Annotated in this window: 19 protein-coding genes and 2 tRNA genes; 14 read left to right on the top strand and 7 right to left on the bottom strand. The window is 71.6% G+C overall.

Features of this window, described 5'->3' with window-relative positions:
* Window positions 1-8: 8 nt before the first annotated feature.
* The 5 genes from gyrA (at window position 9) to NRO40_RS14785 (ending at window position 5,523) form a co-directional block, all read left to right on the top strand.
* Window positions 9-2,660, top strand: a complete 2,652-nt coding sequence (gene gyrA, locus NRO40_RS14805) for a DNA gyrase subunit A (RefSeq protein ID WP_257375426.1) — start codon at window positions 9-11, stop codon at window positions 2,658-2,660.
* Window positions 2,661-2,663: 3 nt separating this feature from the next.
* Entirely contained in the window at window positions 2,664-3,323 is a 660-nt protein-coding gene (locus NRO40_RS14800) for a DUF3566 domain-containing protein (protein ID WP_079047316.1), read from the top strand.
* Between the two features lie 58 nt (window positions 3,324-3,381).
* Window positions 3,382-3,455, top strand: a tRNA-Ile gene (locus tag NRO40_RS14795).
* A 192-nt stretch (window positions 3,456-3,647) separates the two neighbouring features.
* Window positions 3,648-3,776: a DLW-39 family protein gene (locus NRO40_RS14790; RefSeq protein WP_010467770.1), complete on the top strand. Its 129-nt coding sequence runs from the start codon at window positions 3,648-3,650 to the stop codon at window positions 3,774-3,776.
* A gap of 403 nt (window positions 3,777-4,179) precedes the next feature.
* Complete coding sequence (locus NRO40_RS14785; protein WP_058943843.1) at window positions 4,180-5,523, top strand: hypothetical protein; 1,344 nt, start codon at window positions 4,180-4,182, stop codon at window positions 5,521-5,523.
* A 1-nt stretch (window position 5,524) separates the two neighbouring features.
* Here NRO40_RS14785 and NRO40_RS14780 read toward each other — a convergent pair whose 3' ends face one another.
* Complete coding sequence (locus tag NRO40_RS14780) at window positions 5,525-6,847, bottom strand: serine/threonine-protein kinase (protein WP_058943844.1); 1,323 nt, start codon at window positions 6,845-6,847, stop codon at window positions 5,525-5,527.
* An 87-nt stretch (window positions 6,848-6,934) separates the two neighbouring features.
* On the bottom strand, window positions 6,935-7,483 hold the full coding sequence (locus NRO40_RS14775; RefSeq protein ID WP_058943845.1) for a helix-turn-helix domain-containing protein: 549 nt from the start codon (window positions 7,481-7,483) through the stop codon (window positions 6,935-6,937).
* A 149-nt stretch (window positions 7,484-7,632) separates the two neighbouring features.
* Here NRO40_RS14775 and NRO40_RS14770 point away from each other — a divergent pair.
* Window positions 7,633-7,705 (top strand) — tRNA-Ala (locus NRO40_RS14770).
* 404 nt (window positions 7,706-8,109) lie between these two features.
* On the top strand, window positions 8,110-8,568 hold the full coding sequence (locus NRO40_RS14765) for a DUF6344 domain-containing protein (RefSeq protein ID WP_058943846.1): 459 nt from the start codon (window positions 8,110-8,112) through the stop codon (window positions 8,566-8,568).
* 2 nt (window positions 8,569-8,570) lie between these two features.
* Here the strand turns inward: NRO40_RS14765 and NRO40_RS14760 are convergent, their stop codons facing one another.
* Window positions 8,571-9,275 carry a DUF5324 family protein gene (locus tag NRO40_RS14760; RefSeq protein ID WP_058943847.1) on the bottom strand — a complete coding sequence of 235 codons (705 nt, stop codon included), beginning with the start codon at window positions 9,273-9,275 and terminating at the stop codon, window positions 8,571-8,573.
* Between the two features lie 194 nt (window positions 9,276-9,469).
* On the opposite strand from NRO40_RS14760, the gene NRO40_RS14755 reads away from it, so the two are divergent.
* Together NRO40_RS14755 and NRO40_RS14750 are read left to right on the top strand one after the other, a co-directional pair.
* The gene (locus tag NRO40_RS14755; protein ID WP_058943848.1) at window positions 9,470-9,997 is read left to right on the top strand and encodes a peptidylprolyl isomerase; all 528 of its coding nucleotides are present in this window, start codon (window positions 9,470-9,472) and stop codon (window positions 9,995-9,997) included.
* A 257-nt stretch (window positions 9,998-10,254) separates the two neighbouring features.
* Window positions 10,255-11,133, top strand: a complete 879-nt coding sequence (locus NRO40_RS14750) for a rhomboid family intramembrane serine protease (RefSeq protein WP_058943849.1) — start codon at window positions 10,255-10,257, stop codon at window positions 11,131-11,133.
* 255 nt (window positions 11,134-11,388) lie between these two features.
* On the opposite strand, the gene crgA is transcribed toward NRO40_RS14750, so the two are convergent.
* Window positions 11,389-11,646, bottom strand: coding sequence for a cell division protein CrgA (gene crgA, locus NRO40_RS14745; RefSeq protein ID WP_058943850.1), 258 nt, complete (start codon window positions 11,644-11,646; stop codon window positions 11,389-11,391).
* A gap of 145 nt (window positions 11,647-11,791) precedes the next feature.
* On the opposite strand from crgA, the gene NRO40_RS14740 reads away from it, so the two are divergent.
* The 5 genes from NRO40_RS14740 to NRO40_RS14720 all read left to right on the top strand — a co-directional run bounded on the left by NRO40_RS14740 (window position 11,792) and on the right by NRO40_RS14720 (window position 15,694).
* Window positions 11,792-12,559: a DUF881 domain-containing protein gene (locus NRO40_RS14740; protein WP_079047317.1), complete on the top strand. Its 768-nt coding sequence runs from the start codon at window positions 11,792-11,794 to the stop codon at window positions 12,557-12,559.
* Window positions 12,560-12,787: 228 nt separating this feature from the next.
* Entirely contained in the window at window positions 12,788-12,949 is a 162-nt protein-coding gene (locus NRO40_RS14735) for a hypothetical protein (protein ID WP_198549420.1), read from the top strand.
* Window positions 12,946-13,584: an aminodeoxychorismate/anthranilate synthase component II gene (locus tag NRO40_RS14730; protein WP_058943852.1), complete on the top strand. Its 639-nt coding sequence runs from the start codon at window positions 12,946-12,948 to the stop codon at window positions 13,582-13,584. The genes NRO40_RS14735 and NRO40_RS14730 overlap by 4 nt, the downstream gene beginning before the upstream one ends.
* Window positions 13,581-14,993: a class E sortase gene (locus tag NRO40_RS14725; RefSeq protein WP_058943853.1), complete on the top strand. Its 1,413-nt coding sequence runs from the start codon at window positions 13,581-13,583 to the stop codon at window positions 14,991-14,993. The genes NRO40_RS14730 and NRO40_RS14725 overlap by 4 nt, the downstream gene beginning before the upstream one ends.
* 23 nt (window positions 14,994-15,016) lie before the next feature.
* Window positions 15,017-15,694, top strand: coding sequence for a class E sortase (locus NRO40_RS14720; protein WP_058943854.1), 678 nt, complete (start codon window positions 15,017-15,019; stop codon window positions 15,692-15,694).
* Window positions 15,695-15,916: 222 nt separating this feature from the next.
* On the opposite strand, the gene pknB is transcribed toward NRO40_RS14720, so the two are convergent.
* From pknB to NRO40_RS14705, 3 genes are all read right to left on the bottom strand, one after another.
* Window positions 15,917-17,977, bottom strand: a complete 2,061-nt coding sequence (gene pknB / locus NRO40_RS14715; protein ID WP_058943855.1) for a Stk1 family PASTA domain-containing Ser/Thr kinase — start codon at window positions 17,975-17,977, stop codon at window positions 15,917-15,919.
* 144 nt (window positions 17,978-18,121) lie between these two features.
* Window positions 18,122-19,582: a peptidoglycan D,D-transpeptidase FtsI family protein gene (locus NRO40_RS14710; protein WP_058943856.1), complete on the bottom strand. Its 1,461-nt coding sequence runs from the start codon at window positions 19,580-19,582 to the stop codon at window positions 18,122-18,124.
* Window positions 19,579-21,000 carry an FtsW/RodA/SpoVE family cell cycle protein gene (locus NRO40_RS14705; protein ID WP_058943857.1) on the bottom strand — a complete coding sequence of 474 codons (1,422 nt, stop codon included), beginning with the start codon at window positions 20,998-21,000 and terminating at the stop codon, window positions 19,579-19,581. Before NRO40_RS14705 ends, NRO40_RS14710 begins: the two co-directional genes overlap by 4 nt.
* Window positions 21,001-21,028: the final 28 nt, after the last annotated feature.

Below are 21,028 nucleotides of genomic sequence, written 5' to 3'. Positions count from 1 at the left end.
GACCAGCAATGGCCGACGAGAACACCCCCGCCGCCGTGACGCCCGAAGAGGAGCCCGTCGTTCCCGGCGTGGGCATGCGGGTCGAGCCCGTCGGGCTCGAGACCGAGATGCAGCGCTCGTACCTCGACTACGCGATGTCCGTCATCGTGTCGCGTGCGCTGCCCGACGTGCGGGACGGCCTCAAGCCCGTCCACCGGCGCGTCCTGTACGCCATGTACGACGGCGGGTACCGGCCCGAGAAGGGCTTCTACAAGTGCGCCCGCGTCGTCGGCGACGTCATGGGCACCTACCACCCGCACGGCGACTCCTCGATCTACGACGCGCTCGTGCGCCTGGCCCAGCCGTGGTCGATGCGGCTGCCGCTCGTGGACTCCAACGGCAACTTCGGTTCCCCGGGCAACGACCCGGCCGCCGCCATGCGGTACACCGAGTGCAAGATGACGCCGCTGTCGATGGAGATGCTCCGCGACATCGACGAGGAGACCGTCGACTTCCAGGACAACTACGACGGACGCAACCAGGAGCCGACGGTCCTGCCGTCCCGCTTCCCGAACCTCCTGGTCAACGGCTCCGCCGGCATCGCGGTCGGCATGGCGACCAACATCCCGCCGCACAACCTCCGCGAGGTCGCGGCCGGCGCCCAGTGGGCGCTGGAGCACCCGGACGCCTCCCACGAGGAGCTGCTCGACGCGCTCATCGAGCGCATCAAGGGCCCCGACTTCCCGACCGGCGCCCTCGTCGTCGGCCGCAAGGGCATCGAGGAGGCGTACCGCACGGGACGTGGCTCCATCACGATGCGCGCGGTCGTCGAGGTCGAGGAGATCCAGAACCGCCAGTGCCTGGTGGTCACGGAGCTGCCCTACCAGGTCAACCCGGACAACCTCGCGCAGAAGATCGCCGACCTGGTCAAGGACGGCAAGGTCGGCGGCATCGCGGACGTCCGCGACGAGACGTCCTCGCGCACCGGCCAGCGGCTTGTCATCGTCCTCAAGCGGGACGCGGTCGCCAAGGTCGTGCTCAACAACCTCTACAAGCACACCGACCTGCAGACGAACTTCGGCGCGAACATGCTCGCGCTGGTCGACGGCGTGCCGCGCACCCTCTCGCTCGACGCGTTCATCCGCCACTGGGTGACGCACCAGATCGAGGTCATCGTCCGCCGTACGCGCTTCCGGCTGCGCAAGGCCGAGGAGCGGGCGCACATCCTGCGCGGCCTGCTCAAGGCGCTCGACGCGATCGACGACGTCATCGCCCTCATCCGGCGCAGCGACACGGTCGACGTCGCGCGCGGCGGCCTGATGGAGCTGCTGGAGATCGACGAGATCCAGGCGAACGCCATCCTGGAGATGCAGCTGCGCCGTCTGGCCGCCCTGGAGCGCCAGAAGATCGTCGCCGAGCACGACGAGCTCCAGGCGAAGATCAACGAGTACAACCGCATCCTCGCCTCCGAGACCCGCCAGCGGCAGATCGTCAGCGAGGAGCTGGCGCAGCTGGTGGAGAAGTTCGGCGACGACCGCCGCAGCCAGCTCGTGCCGTTCGACGGCGACATGTCCATCGAGGACCTGATCGCCGAGGAGGACATCGTCGTCACCATCACGCGTGGTGGCTACGTGAAGCGCACGAAGACGGACGACTACCGCTCGCAGCGGCGCGGCGGCAAGGGCGTGCGGGGCGCGAAGCTGAAGGAAGACGACATCGTCGACCACTTCTTCGTCTCCACCACGCACCACTGGCTGCTGTTCTTCACGAACAAGGGCCGCGTCTACCGCGCCAAGGCGTACGAGCTGCCGGACGCCGGCCGGGACGCCCGCGGCCAGCACGTCGCCAACCTGCTGGCCTTCCAGCCGGACGAGCAGATCGCCGAGATCCTCGCGATCCGCGACTACGAGGCCGCGCCGTACCTGGTCCTCGCGACCAAGGCCGGTCTGGTGAAGAAGACGTCGCTGAAGGACTACGACTCGCCCCGTTCGGGCGGCGTCATCGCCATCAACCTGCGCGAGCGGGAGGACGGCGGCGACGACGAGCTGATCGGCGCCGAGCTGGTCTCCGCCGAAGACGACCTGCTGCTCATCAGCCGGAAGGCCCAGTCCATCCGCTTCACCGCGACGGACGACGCGCTGCGCCCGATGGGCCGCGCCACCTCCGGTGTGAAGGGCATGAGCTTCCGCGAGGGCGACGAGCTGCTGTCGATGAACGTCGTCCGCCCCGGTACGTACGTCTTCACCGCGACGGACGGCGGCTACGCCAAGCGGACGCCTGTCGACGAGTATCGGGTGCAGGGCCGTGGCGGTCTGGGCATCAAGGCTGCGAAGATCGTGGAGGACCGCGGCTCGCTCGTCGGCGCGCTGGTGGTCGAGGAGACCGATGAGATCCTCGCCATCACGCTGTCCGGTGGTGTGATTCGCACGCGCGTCAACGAAGTCAGGGAGACCGGCCGTGACACCATGGGTGTCCAGCTGATCAACCTGGGCAAGCGCGATGCCGTCGTAGGTATCGCACGGAACGCCGAGGCCGGTGCCGAGGCCGAGGCGGTCGAGGAGACCGAAGCGGCCGACGGTGTGGTTCCGGACGCGGAAGGAACCGAGGCCGCCGCCGATACCGGCGCGGTGGTCGAGGCAGCCGGGGACACGGAGTCCCCGGCCGGGGAGCACGAGGAGTAAAGCGTGAGCGGAGCCACGGGCGCCGGTTCGGCCGGCTCGGCCGCCAAGAGAGCGAACGGTGCCCGTGGCCCAGCCACGGACTCCCAGGGGGTAGCGGTGACGGACACCCGGGGGGCGAAGCCCCCTTACGACACACAAGAGGACGGGCCGCTGCCCGGTGGACGGCCGTCCACCGGCAAGCAGAAGGCCCAGCCGTACCACCCGCCGCAGGCGTACGGGGCGGACGGCCAGGAGGACGCCCACGGCTCCGCCACGGTCCGCCGCCCCCGTACGGGGGCCAAGACCACGCCGCGCACGCGCAAGGCGCGGCTGCGGGTCGCCAAGGCGGACCCGTGGTCGGTGATGAAGGTGAGCTTCCTGCTCTCCATCGCCCTGGGCATCTGCACGGTGGTCGCGGCGGCGGTGCTGTGGATGGTCATGGACGCCATGGGCGTCTTCTCCACGGTCGGCGCCACGATCAGTGACGCCACCGGGTCCACGGCGAGCAACGGGTTCGACCTCCAGGCGTTCCTGTCGCTGCCGCGCATGCTGCTCTTCACCTCCGTGATCGCGGTCATCGACGTGGTGCTCGCCACGGCGCTGGCCACGCTCGGCGCGTTCATCTACAACCTCGCCGCCGGTTTCGTGGGCGGCGTGGAGCTGACGCTCGCCGAGGACGAGTAGCGATTTTGGCGGGAGCCGTCCTGTGCGCTAATCTTCAGAGGTCAGCGCGCAGCGCGGAGGGGCTATAGCTCAGTTGGTTAGAGCGCATCCCTGATAAGGATGAGGCCACAGGTTCAAATCCTGTTAGCCCCACAGTGACGAGAAGGCGTCCCCCAGACGGGGGGCGCCTTCTCGGCGTTCCGGGTGGTCGCGGCGTCCAGACGTGCGCGGCGTCGGGACGGTGTCGTACTGTCGTCCGGAGACAGGTCACCGATTGATATCGGTCGGTGTGTATAGTCGGGCGCCATAAGGACTCCCTACGTCAACGAAAGACGAGGTCGCGCGGTGAAGAAGCTCCTCCTGGTCGCACTGGCCGCCATCGGCGGGCTCCTCGTGTACCGCCAGATCCAGGCGGATCGCGCCGAGCAGGATCTGTGGACGGAGGCGACCGACTCCGTGCCCGCGGGTTCGTGAGAGGCGTCGACTGTTCGTGAGGGGCCCCGGTCGCTGGGAAGCGACCGGGGCCCTCGTCGTCGTGGCCGCCCCTTCTCCGTATCCCCGGTCCGTTCCTCGTCTCGCCCCGGCTCCTTCCTTCCGCCGCACCGACCTGCCCCTTCACGAAAGCGAAGTCTTTCGTTGCGAGCGCGAAGTACGCCGGAGGGAGTGGGGGGTGCCGGTGGGCCGCGGATCACCGGGTTCCGTCGCAGACAGCGCCGGGACCGGCGGGGCAGGATGGTGCGGCCGTGGTGACGACGAGGGGAAGCGCGTGAAGAGGCGGGACCGGAGCGGGAGTGGGGCGGCCGGCGGGCGTACGGGATCGGCCGGCAGGGCGCGGGGGAGCGGCCGGCCCGCGACGGGCGCCGGGGCGCGGACGGCGGTGGCCGCCGTACTGGCCGGGGGATCGCTGCTCGCCGCGGGCGCCGGGGCGGGGCCGGCGCGGGCGGCCGGCGAACCCGCCGCGTACGGTTTCGCCGCGGAGGCCCGGCCCGTCAGCGGCGCCTCCACCACGAGCGACGCGCCGCGGCTCGCCGCCGGCGCCGTGTACCAGGACGTCATCCGGCGCGACGGGAAACTGATCTACCGGGTCGACCTGGACGACGCCCACCACGCGTACGTCTCCGCCGTCGCCGTACCGCCGCGGGGTGCCGAACTGTCCTACCGGGACCAGCTCTCGGTGTCCTTGCAGGACCGCGACGGCTCCGACTGCTCCGGCACCACCACGCAGTTCGGGTCCGCCGACTTCGCCCGGCCGCTCGCCGCGTACGCGCACCGCACCCTCGAAGCCGACCGGTCGCGGTGCCGGGAGGCCGGGTCGTACTACGTCGTCGTGGAGCGCGACGGGCAGGACGCCTCGTCGGCCGAGCCCTGGGGTCTGGAGCTGCGGCACGTGCTGGAGCCGACGCTCTCGTCGTCCGGTCCGACCGAGGCGCCGGAGGGCTGGCCGAGCGCCTCGCCGGCACCGCCCGCCGGCGGCCCCCGCGAGCGGGCCGGGGGTACCGGGTTCGCCGACGCGCCCGGGCTCACCGAGGGCGAGTGGACCGACCGCATCGAGCCCGGCGAGAGCCGTTTCTACCGGATCCCCGTCGACTGGGGCCAGCAGCTCTTCGTCAGCGCCGACCTCGGCAGTTCGGCCGGTGGCGGCTTCGTGTCCGGGGCGCTCCCCGTCTCGCTGTACAACCCCGCGCTCGGCCTCGTCGACAGCGCCGACTCCCTGGCCTACGACGGCAAGCAGAAGTCGGCGACCCTCGACCCGCTGCCCCCGGTGGCCTACGCGAACCGGTTCGCCTCCGACACCGAGACCAACGGGATGCGCTTCGCCGGGTGGTACTACCTGCGCGTCAGCCTCAACCCCAAGGTGGCGCAGGTCTTCGGGAAGAAGCCGTACGGGCTGACGCTGCGGGTGAACGTGGAGCACGACGCCGCGGCGGCGCCCCCGTACGCCGGGCCCGCCGGGATCTTCGCCGTGACGGACGGCGACCGGCGCGCGGCGGTCGACGGCGCCAGTGGTACGGAGCCGGGGGGCGGCGGCGCCATGCGCCTCGTCGCGGCGGGCGGCATCGGAGCCGGCACGCTGCTGCTCGGCGGGCTCGGCGCCTGGACGCTCCTGGCGCGGCGACGCGCGGGGGCGGGGCCGGGAGGGGGAACGGGCGCCGGGGCCGGTGGTGCGCCGGGGGCCGGTGGGGCGCCGGGGTACGGGCCGCCGCAGGGCGGTGGATGGTGACTCAGATGCGGGTCAGCGCCCAGAACCCGACGGCGTAACAGACCAGGGCCAGCAGGACGACGGGGACGGCCACCGCCCGGGGCGGCCCGGGGCGCCCGCGCGGAGCGGGTGCCGGGACCGCGGCCGGTCCGGCGGTGGGGGCGGGAGCCGTCGGTGCCGTGTACGGCGCCGTGGGGTGTGGTGCGTACGGCGCGTACGACCCGTACGGCTGTACCGGGGCGGCGGGCCCCGCGACCGGGAACGCCGACGGGGCCGGCGGGGTCGACGGGGCCGGCGAGGCCGACGGGGCGGCGGCCGGGGGCGGGGACGCCGCCGGGGCGGGGCGCGCGGGCGGCGGCGCCAGGTGGAAACCGCTCGTCCCGGACGCCGCTCCCGCCGGCGGTGCCGGCGCGGGCGCGGGCGACGGGGGCGGCGACCACGGGCCGTACCCGGGCGGCGGTGCGGCGACGGGTCCGTCCGGGCCGTACCCGGGCGGCAGCGGGCCCACCTGGTCGAAGACCTCGACGGGCTCCTCCTCGCCCGTCGGGTCCGGCAGCAGCTCGACCGCCGCCGCCAAGGCCTTCCGCGCGCCCGTCGCCGTACGGAACCGGGCCTCCGGGTCGGGCTGGAGCAACCCCGCGAGGACCTGCCACAGCGGCTCGGGGACGCCCTGGGGCGCGCACGGCGTCCCGTGCGCCCTGAAGTGCTCCACGAGCGCCTGTGAGTCGGGTTTACGGCCCTGCAGCAGGTACAGGGCGACCAGGCCGACCGCGAAGAGGTCGGCCGGGAAGTCCGGTTCCGCGCCGGTCAGTTGCTCGGGCGCGAAGTAGCCGGGCGTCCCGACGACGTAGTGGGTCTCGGTGAGGCGCGGCTCGCCCTTGCGCATCGAGATGCCGAAGTCGGACAGCCGCAGGTGCGGCCGCCCCCTCCCGGTCGCCTCCAGCAGGACGTTCGCCGGCTTGATGTCGCGGTGCACGACCCCCTCCGCGTGCACCGCGGCCAGTCCGGACAGCAGCTGGTCGAGCAGGAGGCAGACGAACCGCGGCGGCAGCGGCCCGTAGTCCCCGATGACGTGCGCCAGCGAACCGCCGCCGACCAGGTCCATGGTGAACAGGACCTTGTCGTCGTCGGCGGCCCAGCTCGCCGGGGCGAGGACGTGCGGGTGGTCGATGCGCACGGCCTGCTCCCGCACGAAGCGCAACAGGGTGTGCGCGTCGCTCTGCTGGAGCACCTTCGCCGCCACGTACCGGCGGCGGCGCTGGTCCCAGGCCCGCCACACGGCGCCCACGCCCCCGCGCCCGATCGGGTCGACCAGCTCGTACCGCCCCGCGAAGACCTCACCCATCGCGCCGTGCCGCCCCCGTTCCGCCGATGCCGATGCCGTCCGATGCCGTCCGATGCGCCCGCTGGCGCCCGCTGTCCGCCGCCGTCGTCAGCTCTGGTGGGCCTCGTAGTGCGCGACCGCGTCCGCGGTGCGCCCGGCGCCGTACACCCGGAGGAACTCTGCCAGCTCCGGGTGGGTGGGGGCGAGCGAGTCCGCGGCGTCGATGATGTCCCCGGCCGCGGCGACGGAGCGCAGCAGCGACTGGATCTCACGGACGACACGGCGGACCGTCGGCGCGCCCGAGCTGGTCGGCGCCTGGCTGGAGGCGGTCAGGACGGAGCCGCCCTGCGCCTTCTTGATCTCCTCCATCCGGTCGGTCGCCTCGACCGCGCTGACGCTGCCGTCGGCGACCTGGCTCGCGAGCTCCTGGAGCGCCTGGACGCGCTGGACGACGGCCGGGTTGCCGATCTTTGCGCGCTGGCCGCTCATCAGCTGCGACAGCATCGGGGCGGAAAGACCCAGGACGGCGGCGAGCCGGGCCTGGTTCAGCCCGAGGTCGTCGATGAGCCGACGGAAGAGCGCCCCCAACGGCTCCCCGTACCAACTGCGCTGGAGCTCTCTGGCTCTGGCGGTCGATTCCTGCTGTGCGGCATCCATGGCGTCTCCCCATCGCTCCGGTTCGCTGCTGCGAACCTCGCGGAGCATCTTACGGAGAGTGGTGTTCCACGGGGAGCCCCAATGCTTTTGCGGGACACCCCCGGTCACCCGGTACTCTGGTCTGCGACCGCCGCGACCGGGCGGTCCCCGGGGCCTTAGCTCAGTTGGTAGAGCGCTGTCTTTGCATGGCAGATGTCAGGGGTTCGACTCCCCTAGGCTCCACTTCCGGAAGACCCCTCCCACCTGCGGACACCGCGGTGGGAGGGGTCTTTTCGCGTCTTCCGCGCACGGCAGAGGGCGTCCTACGGCGCCCGGAGGCCGGGGCGGGGCCGGGGCGGGGCCGGGCGGCGATGCCCGGGGGGCGGAGGCCGGAGAGGCCGGGACGAGACCGGGGGCCGGGGCCGGGCGCGGGGCCGGGCGGGCTCGGGACGGGCTCAGGCAGGACATCGGGGAGGTCCTCTACCGTGCTCCGCGCGCGCGTGCCACCCGGTGCTGCTCCGGACGGGTGGTGTTCATCGGAAGATCTGCGCGACAGCGGCGTCGCTCCCCCGGATCCCGAGTTGCGTACACATCATGAGAAAGGTATGCAGATCGCCCAATCGGGATGTGTGGGAAAGCGAGGGGCCATGGCCGCCGTCAGGATCCAGCAGTTCTGGACCGCAATCGTCTCCTTCTTCTGCGGTGTCCTCGCCTCCCTGAGGCGCTCCGCGCCCACCGCCGGGCCGGTTTCCGGCCGCCCGCCCGCCGCCGGCCCGGCCTCCGCCGCGGTGGCCCTGCCGGGACAGCGGTCGGCCGCGCCCACCGCGGGTCCGGTGCCGAGTCCCGTGCCCGGGCGGGCGGCGGCGGGGGAGCGGGCGCTGCCGCCGACCATCAAGCAGCGGATCCGCGCCGAGGCGCACGGCTCCTCGCCCGCCGTGCGCCGCATGCGCGCCGCCCGTGCCGGGGACACGGCCGCCGCCCCTGCCGGGGACGTGGCCTCCGCTCGTGTGCGGACGGCCCCCGCCCACGCGGGAACGGCCTCCGCCCCCGTGGGGGCGGAGGCCGTCGTGCCCGTCGCCGCGGCCGCCGTCACCGCGGCGCCGTAACGTCAGCGGCGCTCGTCGCCGTTCTCGTTCGTCTCCAGCCCGGTGGCCTCCGTCGACCCGCTCCCCGCGTCCGCCTCGGCGAGTGACGCGTCCGGTCCGCTGCCGTCGACGGACACGAGCGGGGAACGCTCGGGGACCTCAGTGGGCGGTTCCACCAGCCAGTCCGGGTTGGCCTGGTTGTCCCACCACTTCCACACGGCCACGGCACCGCCGATGACCAGGCCCGCCACGGCCATTCCCTTGGCCACGCGGCGCATCCTGGCGCGGCGCTCGTGCTTGCGCACCAGCTTCCTGACCTCCTTCACCGTCACCTGACCGCGCAGCGCGGCGAGGGCGGCGGTGGAACGGGCCACGGCCTCCGCGCCCACCGGTCCAGCGGCGGCCACCGCGCTCTCCACCCGCGGCACGGTGAAGTCGGCGGCCTGACGCGCCGCCAGCCGGGTCCGGTACGCGGCGCGCTGCGCGGCGGCGTCGACCTTCGGCGGCACGTGCGGAGCGACGTAGGCGCCGTACTGCGCGCGGGCCTGACAAGCGGCCTGCTGGGCGGCTCGGGAAACCTTGGGCGCCACCTTCACGCGCGCTGCGTGCGCGTAGAGCGCGGCCTGTTCCCTGGCCGCGCCGGCGTAGGGCGCCACGACGTCCGCGGCGTGCAGCACGCTCTCCTTCGCCGTGTCGGTGGCGGCGCGCACGCTGTCCATGCGGGTCACGGGATCCTCCTCCTGGGTGGCGGGTTGATATCTCACCTTTCCGCCCTTTTCGAAATCATGCCTCCGGGCCCAGCGCTCGGCATGTGGGTGCGCGCATCCGGGGCATCGTCGCGTGGCCCTCCTCGCTTTTGTCCGCCGTCGCGGCTTCCATGCGAGGATCGGAACCGTACGAGAAGACCTAAGGAAGGCACATCGTGGCCGAGCAGCTGTACGCCACCCTGAAGACGAACCACGGCGACATCGAGATCCGGCTCCTGCCGGACCACGCGCCGGTCACGGTCCGGAACTTCGTCGAGCTCGCCAAGGGTGAGCGCGAGTGGACGAACCCGGCGACGGGTCAGAAGACCACCGACCCGCTGTACAACGGCACGGTCTTCCACCGGGTGATCAGCGGTTTCATGATCCAGGGCGGTGACCCGCTGGGCAACGGCACGGGTGGCCCGGGGTACGAGTTCAAGGACGAGTTCCACCCGGACCTGGGCTTCAACAAGCCCTACCTGCTGGCCATGGCCAACGCCGGTCCGGGCACCAACGGTTCGCAGTTCTTCATCACCGTCGCGCCGACGACCTGGCTGACCGGCAAGCACACCATCTTCGGCGAGGTCACCAGCGAGGCCGGCAAGAAGGTCGTGGACGCCATCGCGGCCCTCCGGACCAACCCGCGCACCGACCGTCCGGTGGAGGACGTGGTCATCGAGTCCGTGGTCGTCGAGTCCCGCTGACCGACCGACCGAGGGCGACCGCCCCGGTCATCCGGTCCGGCCGATCACCCGGCCCACCGGTCCGCTGGTCTTCCGGTCCGCCGGTCACCCGGCCGCCCGGTCCGCCGGACACCTGCCCACCGGCCCCCGGCCCGCCGGTTCCGGGGTGGCCGGTCCCGCCGGGGAGCCGTCTCCGGTCCGCCGGGGAACCTTTCCGCCCCGCCCGTCCGTAAGGATGGGCGGGGCGTTGGTACGCGCACGACGACGAGGGGATCCCCATGGAGCAGGACCAGGCGCCGCACGGGCTGTCGAGCTGCTACCGCCACCCCGGGGTGGAGACCGGCATCCGGTGCACGCGCTGCGAGCGGCCGATCTGCCCGGACTGCATGGTCGAGGCGTCGGTGGGCTTCCAGTGCCCGGAGTGCGTGCGGAGCGGGTCGGGCACGGGCCACGGCGCGGCGGCCGCACGTCCCCGCAACATCGCGGGCGGTCCCCTCACGGCGGGTGATCCCCACCTCGTCACCAAGGTGCTGATCGGGGCGAACGCCCTGGTCTTCCTGGCCGGCCTGTTCGTCGCCGACTTCGTCGACCGAACGCTGCTCATCGGTCTCGCCTACGACCTCCAGCTGGGCCGGGTGATCGGCGTCGCCGACGGCGAGTGGTACCGGATGGTGACGTCGGTCTTCCTGCACCAGGAGGTCTGGCACATCGGCTTCAACATGCTGGGCCTGTGGGTGCTCGGCGGTCCGCTGGAGGCGGCGTTCGGCCGGGTCCGGTACCTCGCGCTGTTCCTGCTGTCGGGGCTGGCCGGCAGCGCCCTGACCTATGTGGTCGCGGCGCCGAACCAGGGCTCCCTCGGCGCGTCGGGCGCGGTGTTCGGGCTGATGGGCGCGACGTTCGTCATGGTGCGGCGGCTGCGGTACGACCTGCGGCCGGTCCTGGGGCTGATCGCCCTGAACGTCCTCATCACCGTGGTCTTCCGGGACACCATCGCCTGGGAGGCGCACCTCGGCGGACTGGTCGCGGGGGCGGTCATCGCGTACGGCCTGGTCAGCGGCCCGCGGGAGCGGCGGCCCGTGGTGCAGTGGGGCGTCTGCGCGCTGGTGCTGGTGGCGACCGTCGTCATGACCGTGATGAGGACGGCCGCGCTCAGCTGAGCACCGGCTTTCCCCATAGTTGTCCACAGCCTGTGACGACTCCACTGCCGCCTGTCGGGAACACCCGTGCCCCTCGTCGCTGACCTGGGTCTTTTCGGTGCGGCGAGGGGCGCTACGACAGGGCTCGGGTGTGTGGCGCAGTCACATCGGCGTCAACACCATGCGGGTTATCCACAGATGGTCTGACCTTTTCCACGGCTGTGTACAACGCTGTGGATAACCCTCACGAGTGCTTGACGTGAGAGGGCGCTTCCGCTACTTCCACTGGGTCGAGACGGCGAAGCCGGCGGCGATGAAGCCGAAGCCGACGGCGACGTTCCAGTTCCTCAGCGACTCCATGGGCAGCGTGCCGTCGGTGACGAAGAAGACCACGATCCACGCCAGCCCGATCGCGAAGAGCGCCAGCATGACCGGGGCGACCCAGCTGTGGTTGGTCAGCTTGATGGCGGTCGCCTGCTTCGCGGCGGGGGGCGGCGTGAAGTCGGCCTTCTTGCGGATACGTGACTTCGGCACGAGGGACTCTCCTGTCGATGCGCTGCGTGACCGCGCGGAAACGGTGACTTTGGCTGGTACTGGGCTCGGAGCGAGGTGGCCCGCCTCCTCGCCCAGGCGTCCGTTAGCGTAGTGCTTCGGCGACGCCTAAGGAGATAAGGGTACGTTGAGCAATTCAGCCGACTCTCCCACGGGAGCCGCCCGGCGCGGGAAGTGGCGGCCGGTACGGCTGCTGACGGCCGCCGTGTTCGCGCTCGCGGGCCTGATCTTCGTCACCAGCTTCAACACGGCCAGGGGCACCAACATCCGCACGGACGACTCCCTGTTGCGCCTCTCCGATCTCGTCCTGGACCGCAGCGAGAAGAACAAGAAGCTGGAGGAGACCACGGCGACCGTGCGCGAGGAGGTCGACGGGCTCGCCCGCCGCGACGCCGGCTCCAGCGAGGCCGAGGACGCCCGGCTCGGAGCCCTGGAGAAGGCGGCCGGTACCACCGAGGTCTCCGGCGACGGCCTCACCGTCACGCTCAACGACGCCCCGCCGGACGCCCGCGCCGCCCCCGGATACCCCGAGCCGCAGGCCAACGACCTGGTGATCCACCAGCAGGACCTCCAGGCCGTCGTCAACGCCCTCTGGCAGGGGGGCGCACGGGGCATCCAGGTCATGGACCAGCGGCTGATCTCCACCAGCGCGGTCCGCTGCGTCGGCAACACCCTGATCCTCCAGGGCCGCGTCTACTCCCCGCCCTACCGGATCACCGCCGTCGGCGACACCGGCAGGCTGCGCCGGGCCCTCGCGCTCTCCCCCGCCGTCCAGAACTACCAGCTGTACGTGAAGGCGTACGGGCTCGGCTGGAAGGTCGACTCGCGCGGCGCCATGACGCTGCCCGGCTACACCGGCACCGTCGACCTGCGGTACGCCGAGCCGGCCGCCTGACCGGGCGTCCCCCCGGCCCCTGCCCCGGCGCCGTCTCGCTCCGCCCGTCCGCCCGTCCGCCCGTCCGTCCGTGCCGTCCGGCGGCCGGGGGTGGGGGCAGAGAGGCCGGGGCAAGGCGGGCGGGGGCGTGTGACGCGGGCCGCGCGGGCGGCTTTCCACAGCCGCCCCACCGGAGGGGGTTCGCCCCGTACTCTGGTGCGGTATCGAACGGAAGGGACGGCAGACGTCATGTACGGCTGGATCTGGCGGCATCTCCCGGGCAACGCGTGGGTGCGATCGGTCATCGCGCTCCTGCTCGGCCTCGGGGTCGTCTTTCTCCTCTTCCAGTACGTGTTCCCGTGGGCGGAGCCACTGCTTCCGTTCAATGATGTGACGGTGGACGGTCAGTGAGCGCGCGCATCCTCGTCGTCGACAACTACGACAGCTTCGTCTTCAACCTCGTCCAGTACCTGTACCAGCTCGGCGCCGAGTGCGAGGTCCTGCGCAACGACGAGGTCGAGCTCGGCCACGCCCAGGACGGCTTCGACGGCGTCCTGCTGTCTCCCGGCCCGGGTACGCCCGAGGAGGCCGGCGTGTGCGTGGACATGGTCCGGCACTGCGCCGCCACGGGCGTACCGGTCTTCGGCGTCTGCCTCGGCATGCAGTCCATGGCCGTCGCGTACGGCGGCGTGGTCGACCGCGCGCCCGAGCTGCTGCACGGCAAGACCTCCCCGGTGGTCCACGGCGGCAAGGGCGTCTTCACCGGTCTGCCCTCGCCGTTCACCGCGACGCGCTACCACTCCCTGGCCGCCGAGCCCACCGCGCTCCCCGACGTCCTGGAGGTCACGGCGCGCACCGAGGACGGGATCATCATGGGGCTGCGCCACCGGGAGCACGCCGTGGAAGGCGTCCAGTTCCACCCCGAGTCGGTGCTCACCGAGCACGGTCACCTGATGCTCGCCAACTGGCTGGAGCAGTGCGGTGACACCGGGGCGGTCGGCCGTTCCGCGGGTCTCGCGCCGGTGGTGGGCAAGGCCGTCGCGTGACCCCGGGGCGTCCCGGGCACGCCACGGGGGGCGAGCAGGAGGGGTCGCCCTGGTTCCGGGCGACGAACGCACCGGACCAGGAGCCGGGGCCCGAACCGGCCCAGCAGCCCGCGCCGGCCCAGCAGCCCGGGCAGTGGCCGCAGCAGCCGTACGCGGCGCCCGCCGGGCCCCTCGCGGACCCGGCAGCCGCTCCCGACCCGTACCAAGCCCCGTACGAGCCGTACGGGACGGCCCACGAGGCCCCGTACGCGGCCTACGAGTCCTACGACGGCCTCCAGGCGCCGCAGGGCCGCCACGGCCGGCACGCCCGCCCGCAGCCCGCCACACAGCCGCAGGAACCCGCTTACGGCGAACAGCCGCCCGGGCGCGCGGAGCCGCCGTACGCGCGGCCCGCGTACCCGGAGCCGGCGACCTACGGTGACCCGGCGCCGCGCGGACAGCGGCCCCCGGCGTACCGGCAGCCGCCCGCGGCGGAGTACGACCGGGCCGCCGAGCCCCCCGGCGTCGACGCGACGGCCGTGCTCGCCCCCGTGACGGACGATCCCGCCCCGCCGGCCGCGGGCCCCACGGCGGCGGACGCCCCACCCGCCGGCGGTCGCGCCGAGCGGCGGCGCGCCGCGAAGTCCCGGGGCCGCCGCCGCGCGCCCGCGTCCCCGGCGCCCACCGCGGCGCCCGCCTCCGGCACGCCCATGTCCCGCGTCGAGGCGCGCCGGGCCGCCCGGGCGGCCAAGGAGGGCTTCGGCGTGATCGCCAGCCGGGTCATGGGCGAGGTCTTCATCACCTTCGGCGTGCTGATGCTCCTCTTCGTCGCCTACCAGCTGTGGTGGACGAACGTGCAGGCCGGGCTGGAGGTCGACAGGGCCAAGGACCGCATCGCGGAGGACTGGGCGAAGGGCGGGGGCACCGGCGAACCGGGCGTCTTCGAGGCGGGCGAGGGCTTCGCCATACTCCACATCCCGAAGCTCGACGTCGCCGTGCCCGTCGCCGAGGGCATCGACAAGGAGAAGGTGCTCGACAAGGGCATGGCCGGCCACTACGCCGAAGGCGCCCTGAAGACCGCCATGCCCTCCGACAAGCAGGGCAACTTCGCCGTGGCGGGCCACCGCAACACGCACGGCGAGCCCTTCCGGTACATCAACCAGCTGCGGCCCGGCGACCCCATCGTCGTCGAGACGAGGGACGCGTACTACATCTACGAGATGGCGAGTATCCTGCCGCAGACTCCGCCCTCGAACGTCTCGGTGCTCAAGCCCGTCCCCGACGGATCCGGCTTCACCGGACCGGGCCGGTACCTCACCCTGACCACCTGCACCCCGGAGTTCACCAGCACCTACCGCATGATCGTGTGGGGGAAGATGGTGGAAGAACGGCCGCGCAGCAAGGGCGTACCGGACGCGCTAGCGGGCTGACACCTCAAGACGGGACAGAAGTAGTGGCACGTGCGCGCAGCCGGATCGCCGGCGTCATCAGTGTCTTCGGCGAACTGCTGATCACCGCAGGCGTGCTGATGGGGCTGTTCGTCGTCTACTCGCTGTGGTGGACCAACGTCCTGGCCGACCGCGAGGCGGACGCGCAGGGCGACGCGGTGCGCGACAGCTGGTCCGACACCGGGCCGGGCGCCCTCGACACCAAGGGCGGCGTCGGCTTCCTGCACGTACCGGCCATGGGCGGCGACGAGGTGCTGGTCAAGGCGGGCACCAGTGCGGACGTCCTCAACCACGGCGTCGCCGGCTACTACACCGAGCCGATCAAGTCGGCGCTCCCGCAGGACCGCACGGGCAACTTCACGCTCGCCGCGCACCGCGACGGCCACGGCGCGAAGTTCCACAACATCCACAAGCTGAAGTCCGGCGACCCGATCGTCTTCGAGACGAAGGACACCTGGTTCGTCTACAAGGTCTACGAGACGCTGCCGAAGACCTCGCGGTTCAACGTGGACGTCCTCCAGCCGGTCCCCAAGGAGTCCGGCCGCACCAAGCCCGGCCGGTACATCACGCTCACGACCTGCACGCCGATCCTGACCTCCGACTTCCGCTACATCGTCTGGGGCGAGCTCGTGCGTACGGAGAAGGTCGACGGGGACCGGACGAAGCCGGCCGAGCTGCGCTGACCGCCACGCCCCGCCCCGCGCCACCGGACCCTCGCGCCATCGGACCCTCGCGCCACCGTGCCCCGCCCCGGCGGGGCGACCAGGACGACCGGGGTGACCGCGGCGACCAGGACGATCACGGCAACGGAAAAGGCCCGGCCCCCTCACAGGGGACCGGGCCTTCGTCAGCTGTCGTGGGCCCGCAGGCCCGCAGGCCCGCGAGAACCGCGGTCTCCCGGGCCGTTACGGCTCGGTGCGGAAGACCGCGCCCGTGACGCCGCCGAACCAGCCGGAGTCGCCGCCCTCGCCGTCGTTGTCACCGCCGTTGCCGTTGCCGTTGCCGTTGCCGTTGCCACCGTTGTTCCCGCCCAGGCCCTGGGTCTTCACGGTGACGGTGTCGTTCGGGTTCACCTTGCTGCCGGGCTTCGGGTCCTGGTCGACGACGAACACCGCGTCGTTGTCCGGTCCCTCGGAGACGGCCAGCTGCAGGCCCCGCTGCGCCAGCACCTGCTTGGCCTGACCCAGCAGCAGGCCGGTGACCTGCGGCACGTCGACCTTCTGCTGCTGCGGCCCCTTCGAGACCTTCAGCGTGACCGTCGAGCCCTCGGAGACCCGCTCGTCCGGCTTCGGGTTCTGGTCGATGACCTGGCCCGCCGGCTGCTCGCTGTCCACGTCCTCGCGGACGACCTGGAACTTCAGCGTCTCCAGCTGCGCCTTCGCGTTGTCGAACTGGCTGTCGATGACCCGGGGGACCGACACCTTGCCCTTGACGGCGATGGTGAGGGTGACCTCGGTGCCCTTCTCGTGCTCCGTGCCGCCCTCGGGGTCCTGCTTGATGACCGTGCCCTCGGGCTTCTCCGACTCCTGCGTCTCGACCTTGACCTCGAAGCCCTCGCCCTTGAGGTTGGTGGTCGCCAGCTCCTTCGACTGCTCCATGACGTTGGGCACCTTGACCTTGGCCGCGCCCTCCGACAGCCAGAGGCTGATGGTGCCGTTCTCGTCCATCGTCGCGCTGCCGTCGGCCGCCGGGTCCTGGCGGCAGACGGAGCCCTTCGGCTGCTCGCACGTCTCGCTGCCCGCCTGGGTCACCTGCAGGCCCGAGGTGGTCGCCGTGGTCTGCGCGTCCTGGAGCGTCTTGCCGACCAGGGCCGGGACGGTGACCTGCTTGGGGTCGTCGCTGTCGAAGACGGCCCTGCCGATGAGGATCGCGCCGACCAGCACGAGGATGCCCGCGAGGACCAGCAGGATCGTGGAGAGGTTCGACTTCTTCTGCGGCTGGCGCCGACGGCCGGCGCCGCGGTCGTCGTACCCGTAGCCGCCGTCGTCCGGGTTCATGGGAGGCAGCATCGACGTCTGCGCGCCCGGGTCCACCGGGTGCCCGGCGCCCGTGTGCTGCTCGGGGTGCGGATAGCCGTAACCGCCCGGTACCCCTATGGCGCCCATCGCCGCCGTGGCCGCGACCGGCTGCCCGTCCAGGCACGCCTCGATGTCGGCACGCATCTCGTCGGCCGACTGGTAGCGGTAGTCCGGGTCCTTGACCAGCGCCTTCAGGACGATCGCGTCCATCTCGGGCGTGATCTCGGGGTCGAAGTTGCTGGGCGGCTGCGGTTCCTCACGCACGTGCTGGTAGGCGACCGCGACCGGGGAGTCGCCGATGAACGGCGGGCGGACGGTCAGCAGCTCGTACAGCAGGCAGCCCGTGGAGTACAGGTCCGAGCGGGCGTCGACCTGCTCGCCCTTCGCCTGCTCCGGGGAGAGGTACTGGGCGGTGCCGATCACGGCCGCCGTCTGCGTCATGGTCATGCCGGCGTCGCCCATGGCGCGGGCGATGCCGAAGTCCATGACCTTGACCTGGCCGGTCCGGGTCAGCATGACGTTGGCCGGCTTGATGTCGCGGTGGACGATGCCGGCGCGGTGGGAGTACTCCAGGGCCTGGAGGATGCCGACGGTCATCTCCAGCGTCCGCTCGGGCAGCAGCTTGCGCCCGGAGTGCAGCAGCTCGCGCAGGGTGGAGCCGTCCACGTACTCCATCACGATGTACGGGATGGAGACACCGTCGACGTAGTCCTCGCCCGTGTCGTACACCGCGACGATCGCCGGATGGTTGAGCGAGGCGGCCGACTGGGCCTCACGGCGGAACCGGGCCTGGAAGGACGGGTCACGGGCCAGATCGGCCCGCAGCGTCTTCACGGCGACGGTGCGGCCGAGCCGGGTGTCGTGGGCGAGGTAGACCTCCGCCATGCCACCACGGCCGAGCACCGAGCCCAGCTCGTACCGGCCGCCGAGGCGACGCGGCTCTTCCATAACTGTTCCAGCCCTCTCCGTCAGTCCCGGCCGCAACCGTCTGAGTGGTCCGGCGGTGTGCTGTCCGCGCACAGGCTACCGGCCACGGGAAGCTGATCACCCCGTGACCGAAAGCTGATACGGGACCGGTACACATCCACCGGGTCACCCACGGCCGTCGAGTACCGCCTTCATCACGGACCGGGCGATCGGGGCGGCCAGGCCGCCGCCGCTGATGTCGTCGCGGGTCGCGTCCGAGTCCTCGACGACCACCGCGACGGCGACGGGGGAGCCGCTGTCGGTCTTCGCGTAGGAGATGAACCACGCGTACGGGCGGGCCTTGTTCTTCTCGCCGTGCTGCGCCGTACCGGTCTTGCCGCCGACGGTCACGCCGCGGATGGCGGCGTTCTTGCCGGTGCCGTTCTCGACGACGTTCTCCATCATCTTCTGGACGAGCTGCGCCGTCTCCTGCGACATCGGGCGGCTCATCTCCTCGGGCTCGTTCCGCTCGATGACGTCGAGGTTCGGAGCGACGAGCTGGTCGACCATGTACGGCTTCATCAGCTTGCCGTCGTTGGCGATGGCCGCCGTGACCATGGCCATCTGGAGCGGCGTGGTCGCCGTGTTGAACTGGCCGATGGAGGACAGGGCGTTGCCGCCGCGGTCCATGGTCTTGTCGTAGACGGAGGCCGCGGCGCGGACCGGGGTGTCGATCTCCGCGTTGTTGAAGCCGAACTTCTCGGCCATCTCGACCATCTTGTCGCGGCCGACCTCGTCACCGAGCTTCGCGAAGACGGAGTTGCACGACCACTGCATCGCGTAGTTGAGCGTGGCGTTCTCGCACCCCTGGGCGTGGTTCTTCATCGGCACGGTCGACAGCGGCAGCAGGTACGGCTCCGGCGTGTCCGTCGGCGCGTCGATGTCCTTGACCTTGCCGTTCTCCAGCGCCGCGGCGGCCGTGAGGACCTTGAACGTCGAGCCGGGCGGGTAGATCTCGCGCAGCGCGCGGTTCTGCTTCGGCTTGTTCTTGTCCTTGTCCAGCGCGACCCACGCCTTCTCGTCCTCGGCCTGGTAGCCGGCGAAGGTGGAGGGGTCGTACGACGGGGTGGACGCCAGCGCGAGGATCTTGCCCGTCTGCGGGTCGATGGCCGCGACGGCGCCCTTCTTCTTGCCGAGCCCCTCGAAGGCGGCCTTCTGGGCGGCGCCGTTGAGGGTCGTGACGACGTTGCCGCCCTTCTTCGTGTCGCCCGTGAACATGGAGAGCGTGCGGTCGAAGAAGAGCCGGTCGTCGTTGCCGGTGAGGATCGTGTCGTGCAGCTTTTCCAGCTGGTTGGCGTCGTACGCCTGCGAGGCGTACCCGGTGACCGGCGCCCACATGGGGCCGTTCACGTAGGTGCGCTTGTACTTGTACAGCGGGTCCTTCGAGTCGACGGAGCCGGTGATCGGCTTGCCGTCGACGATGATGTCGCCGCGGACGGAGGCGTACCGCTCGATCGTCACGCGCTTGTTGCGCGGGTGCTTGTTCAGCTCGTCGCTGCGGACGAACTGGACCCAGTTGTCCCGCAGGAGCAGCGCGAGCACCAACAGGCCGCAGAAGATCGCGATGTGGCGCAGGGGCTTGTTCACGGACGGACCACCTGGGTCATCTCGGCGTCGGGGGACGGGGCGGGGGACGGCGCTGGGCGCCGCGCGGTGTCGCTGATCCGGAGGAGGATCGCGATCAGCGCCCAGTTGGCGATCACGGACGAACCGCCGTACGCGAGGAACGGCATGGTCATGCCGGTCAGCGGGATGAGGCCCATCACGCCGCCGGCGACCACGAAGATCTGGAGCGCGAACGCGCCGGACAGGCCGGTCGCGAGGAGCTTGCCGAAGGGGTCCCGCGCCGCGAGCGCCGTGCGGATGCCGCGCTCCACGATCAGGCCGTAGAGGAGGAGGAACGCCATGACGCCGGCCAGGCCGAGCTCCTCGCCGACGGTGGCGAAGATGAAGTCGGAGTTGGCAGCGAAGCCGATGAGGTCGGAGTGGCCCTGGCCGAGGCCCGTGCCGAGCGTGCCGCCGGAGCCGAAGGACATGAGCACCTGCGTCATCTGGTCGCAGGCCTGGGACGTCTCGTAGCAGGAGAACGGGTCCTGCCAGGCCTGCACACGCGCCTGGACGTGCCCGGCGAAGGAGGCCACGGTCACCGCGCCGCCGACGGACATCAGCAGACCCATGACGATCCAGCTGGTCCGCTCCGTCGCCACGTACAGCATGATCACGAACATGCCGAAGAAGAGCAGCGACGTACCGAGGTCGTTCTCGAAGACCAGGATGAGCAGGCTGACGACCCAGATCGTGATGATCGGGCCGAGGTCGCGGCCGCGGGGCAGGTAGAGGCCCATGAAGCGGCGGCTGGCGAGCGCGAGGGCGTCCCGCTTGACCATCAGGTAGCCGGAGAAGAAGACCGCGATGACGATCTTCGCGAACTCGCCGGGCTGGATGGAGAACGGGCCGACCTTGATCCAGATCTTGGCGCCGAAGACGTCGGCGCCGAGGCCGGGGACGAGCGGCAGCAACAGCAGGACGATCGCCGCCACCATCGAGATGTACGTGTAGCGCTGGAGGACGCGGTGGTCCTTCAGGAAGACCAGCACCAGCAGGAACAGCGCCACGCCGATCGCCGAGTACAGCAGCTGCTGCGGGGCGTCCCCGCTGTGGCTCCCGTAGCGGCGCATGGAGTCGGCGATGAGGCGCGGCGACTGGTCGAGGCGCCAGATCAGCACGAGGCCGAGGCCGTTGAGCAGGGTGGCGAGGGGCAGCAGCAGCGGGTCCGCGTACTTGGCGAAGCGCCGCATCAGCAGGTGCGCGATGCCGGCGAGGAGACCCAGCCCGACGCCGTAGCCGAGCATGCCCGCCGGGACCTCGCCGTCGAGGGCGAGGCCCACGTTCAGGTACGCGAAGACCGGGATCGCGACGGCGAATCCGAGCAGCACCAGTTCGGTGTTGCGGCGGCTGGGCGCGTCGATCGCGCCGATGGTGGTCGTGTTGGTGACAACGCTCATGGTGGTGAAAAGGCCCCCCTACGGGTGC

Origin of the sequence: Streptomyces changanensis (genome assembly GCF_024600715.1) — a bacterium.
Lineage (GTDB): Bacteria > Actinomycetota > Actinomycetes > Streptomycetales > Streptomycetaceae > Streptomyces > Streptomyces changanensis.
Note: the sequence above shows the minus strand (reverse complement) of the source record. Positions and strands in the feature narration are given on the sequence as shown.

Excerpts from the sequence above, each read along its gene's own strand:
- NRO40_RS14765 (WP_058943846.1), top strand. The coding sequence starts at position 8,110 with ATGGCCGCCGTCAGGATCCAGCAGTTCTGGACCGCAATCGTCTCCTTC.
- NRO40_RS14780 (WP_058943844.1), bottom strand. The coding sequence starts at position 6,847 with ATGGGTGAGGTCTTCGCGGGGCGGTACGAGCTGGTCGACCCGATCGGG.
- pknB (WP_058943855.1), bottom strand. The coding sequence starts at position 17,977 with ATGGAAGAGCCGCGTCGCCTCGGCGGCCGGTACGAGCTGGGCTCGGTG.
- NRO40_RS14735 (WP_198549420.1), top strand. The coding sequence starts at position 12,788 with ATGTACGGCTGGATCTGGCGGCATCTCCCGGGCAACGCGTGGGTGCGA.
- NRO40_RS14775 (WP_058943845.1), bottom strand. The coding sequence starts at position 7,483 with ATGGATGCCGCACAGCAGGAATCGACCGCCAGAGCCAGAGAGCTCCAG.
- NRO40_RS14750 (WP_058943849.1), top strand. The coding sequence starts at position 10,255 with ATGGAGCAGGACCAGGCGCCGCACGGGCTGTCGAGCTGCTACCGCCAC.
- gyrA (WP_257375426.1), top strand. The coding sequence starts at position 9 with ATGGCCGACGAGAACACCCCCGCCGCCGTGACGCCCGAAGAGGAGCCC.
- NRO40_RS14705 (WP_058943857.1), bottom strand. The coding sequence starts at position 21,000 with ATGAGCGTTGTCACCAACACGACCACCATCGGCGCGATCGACGCGCCC.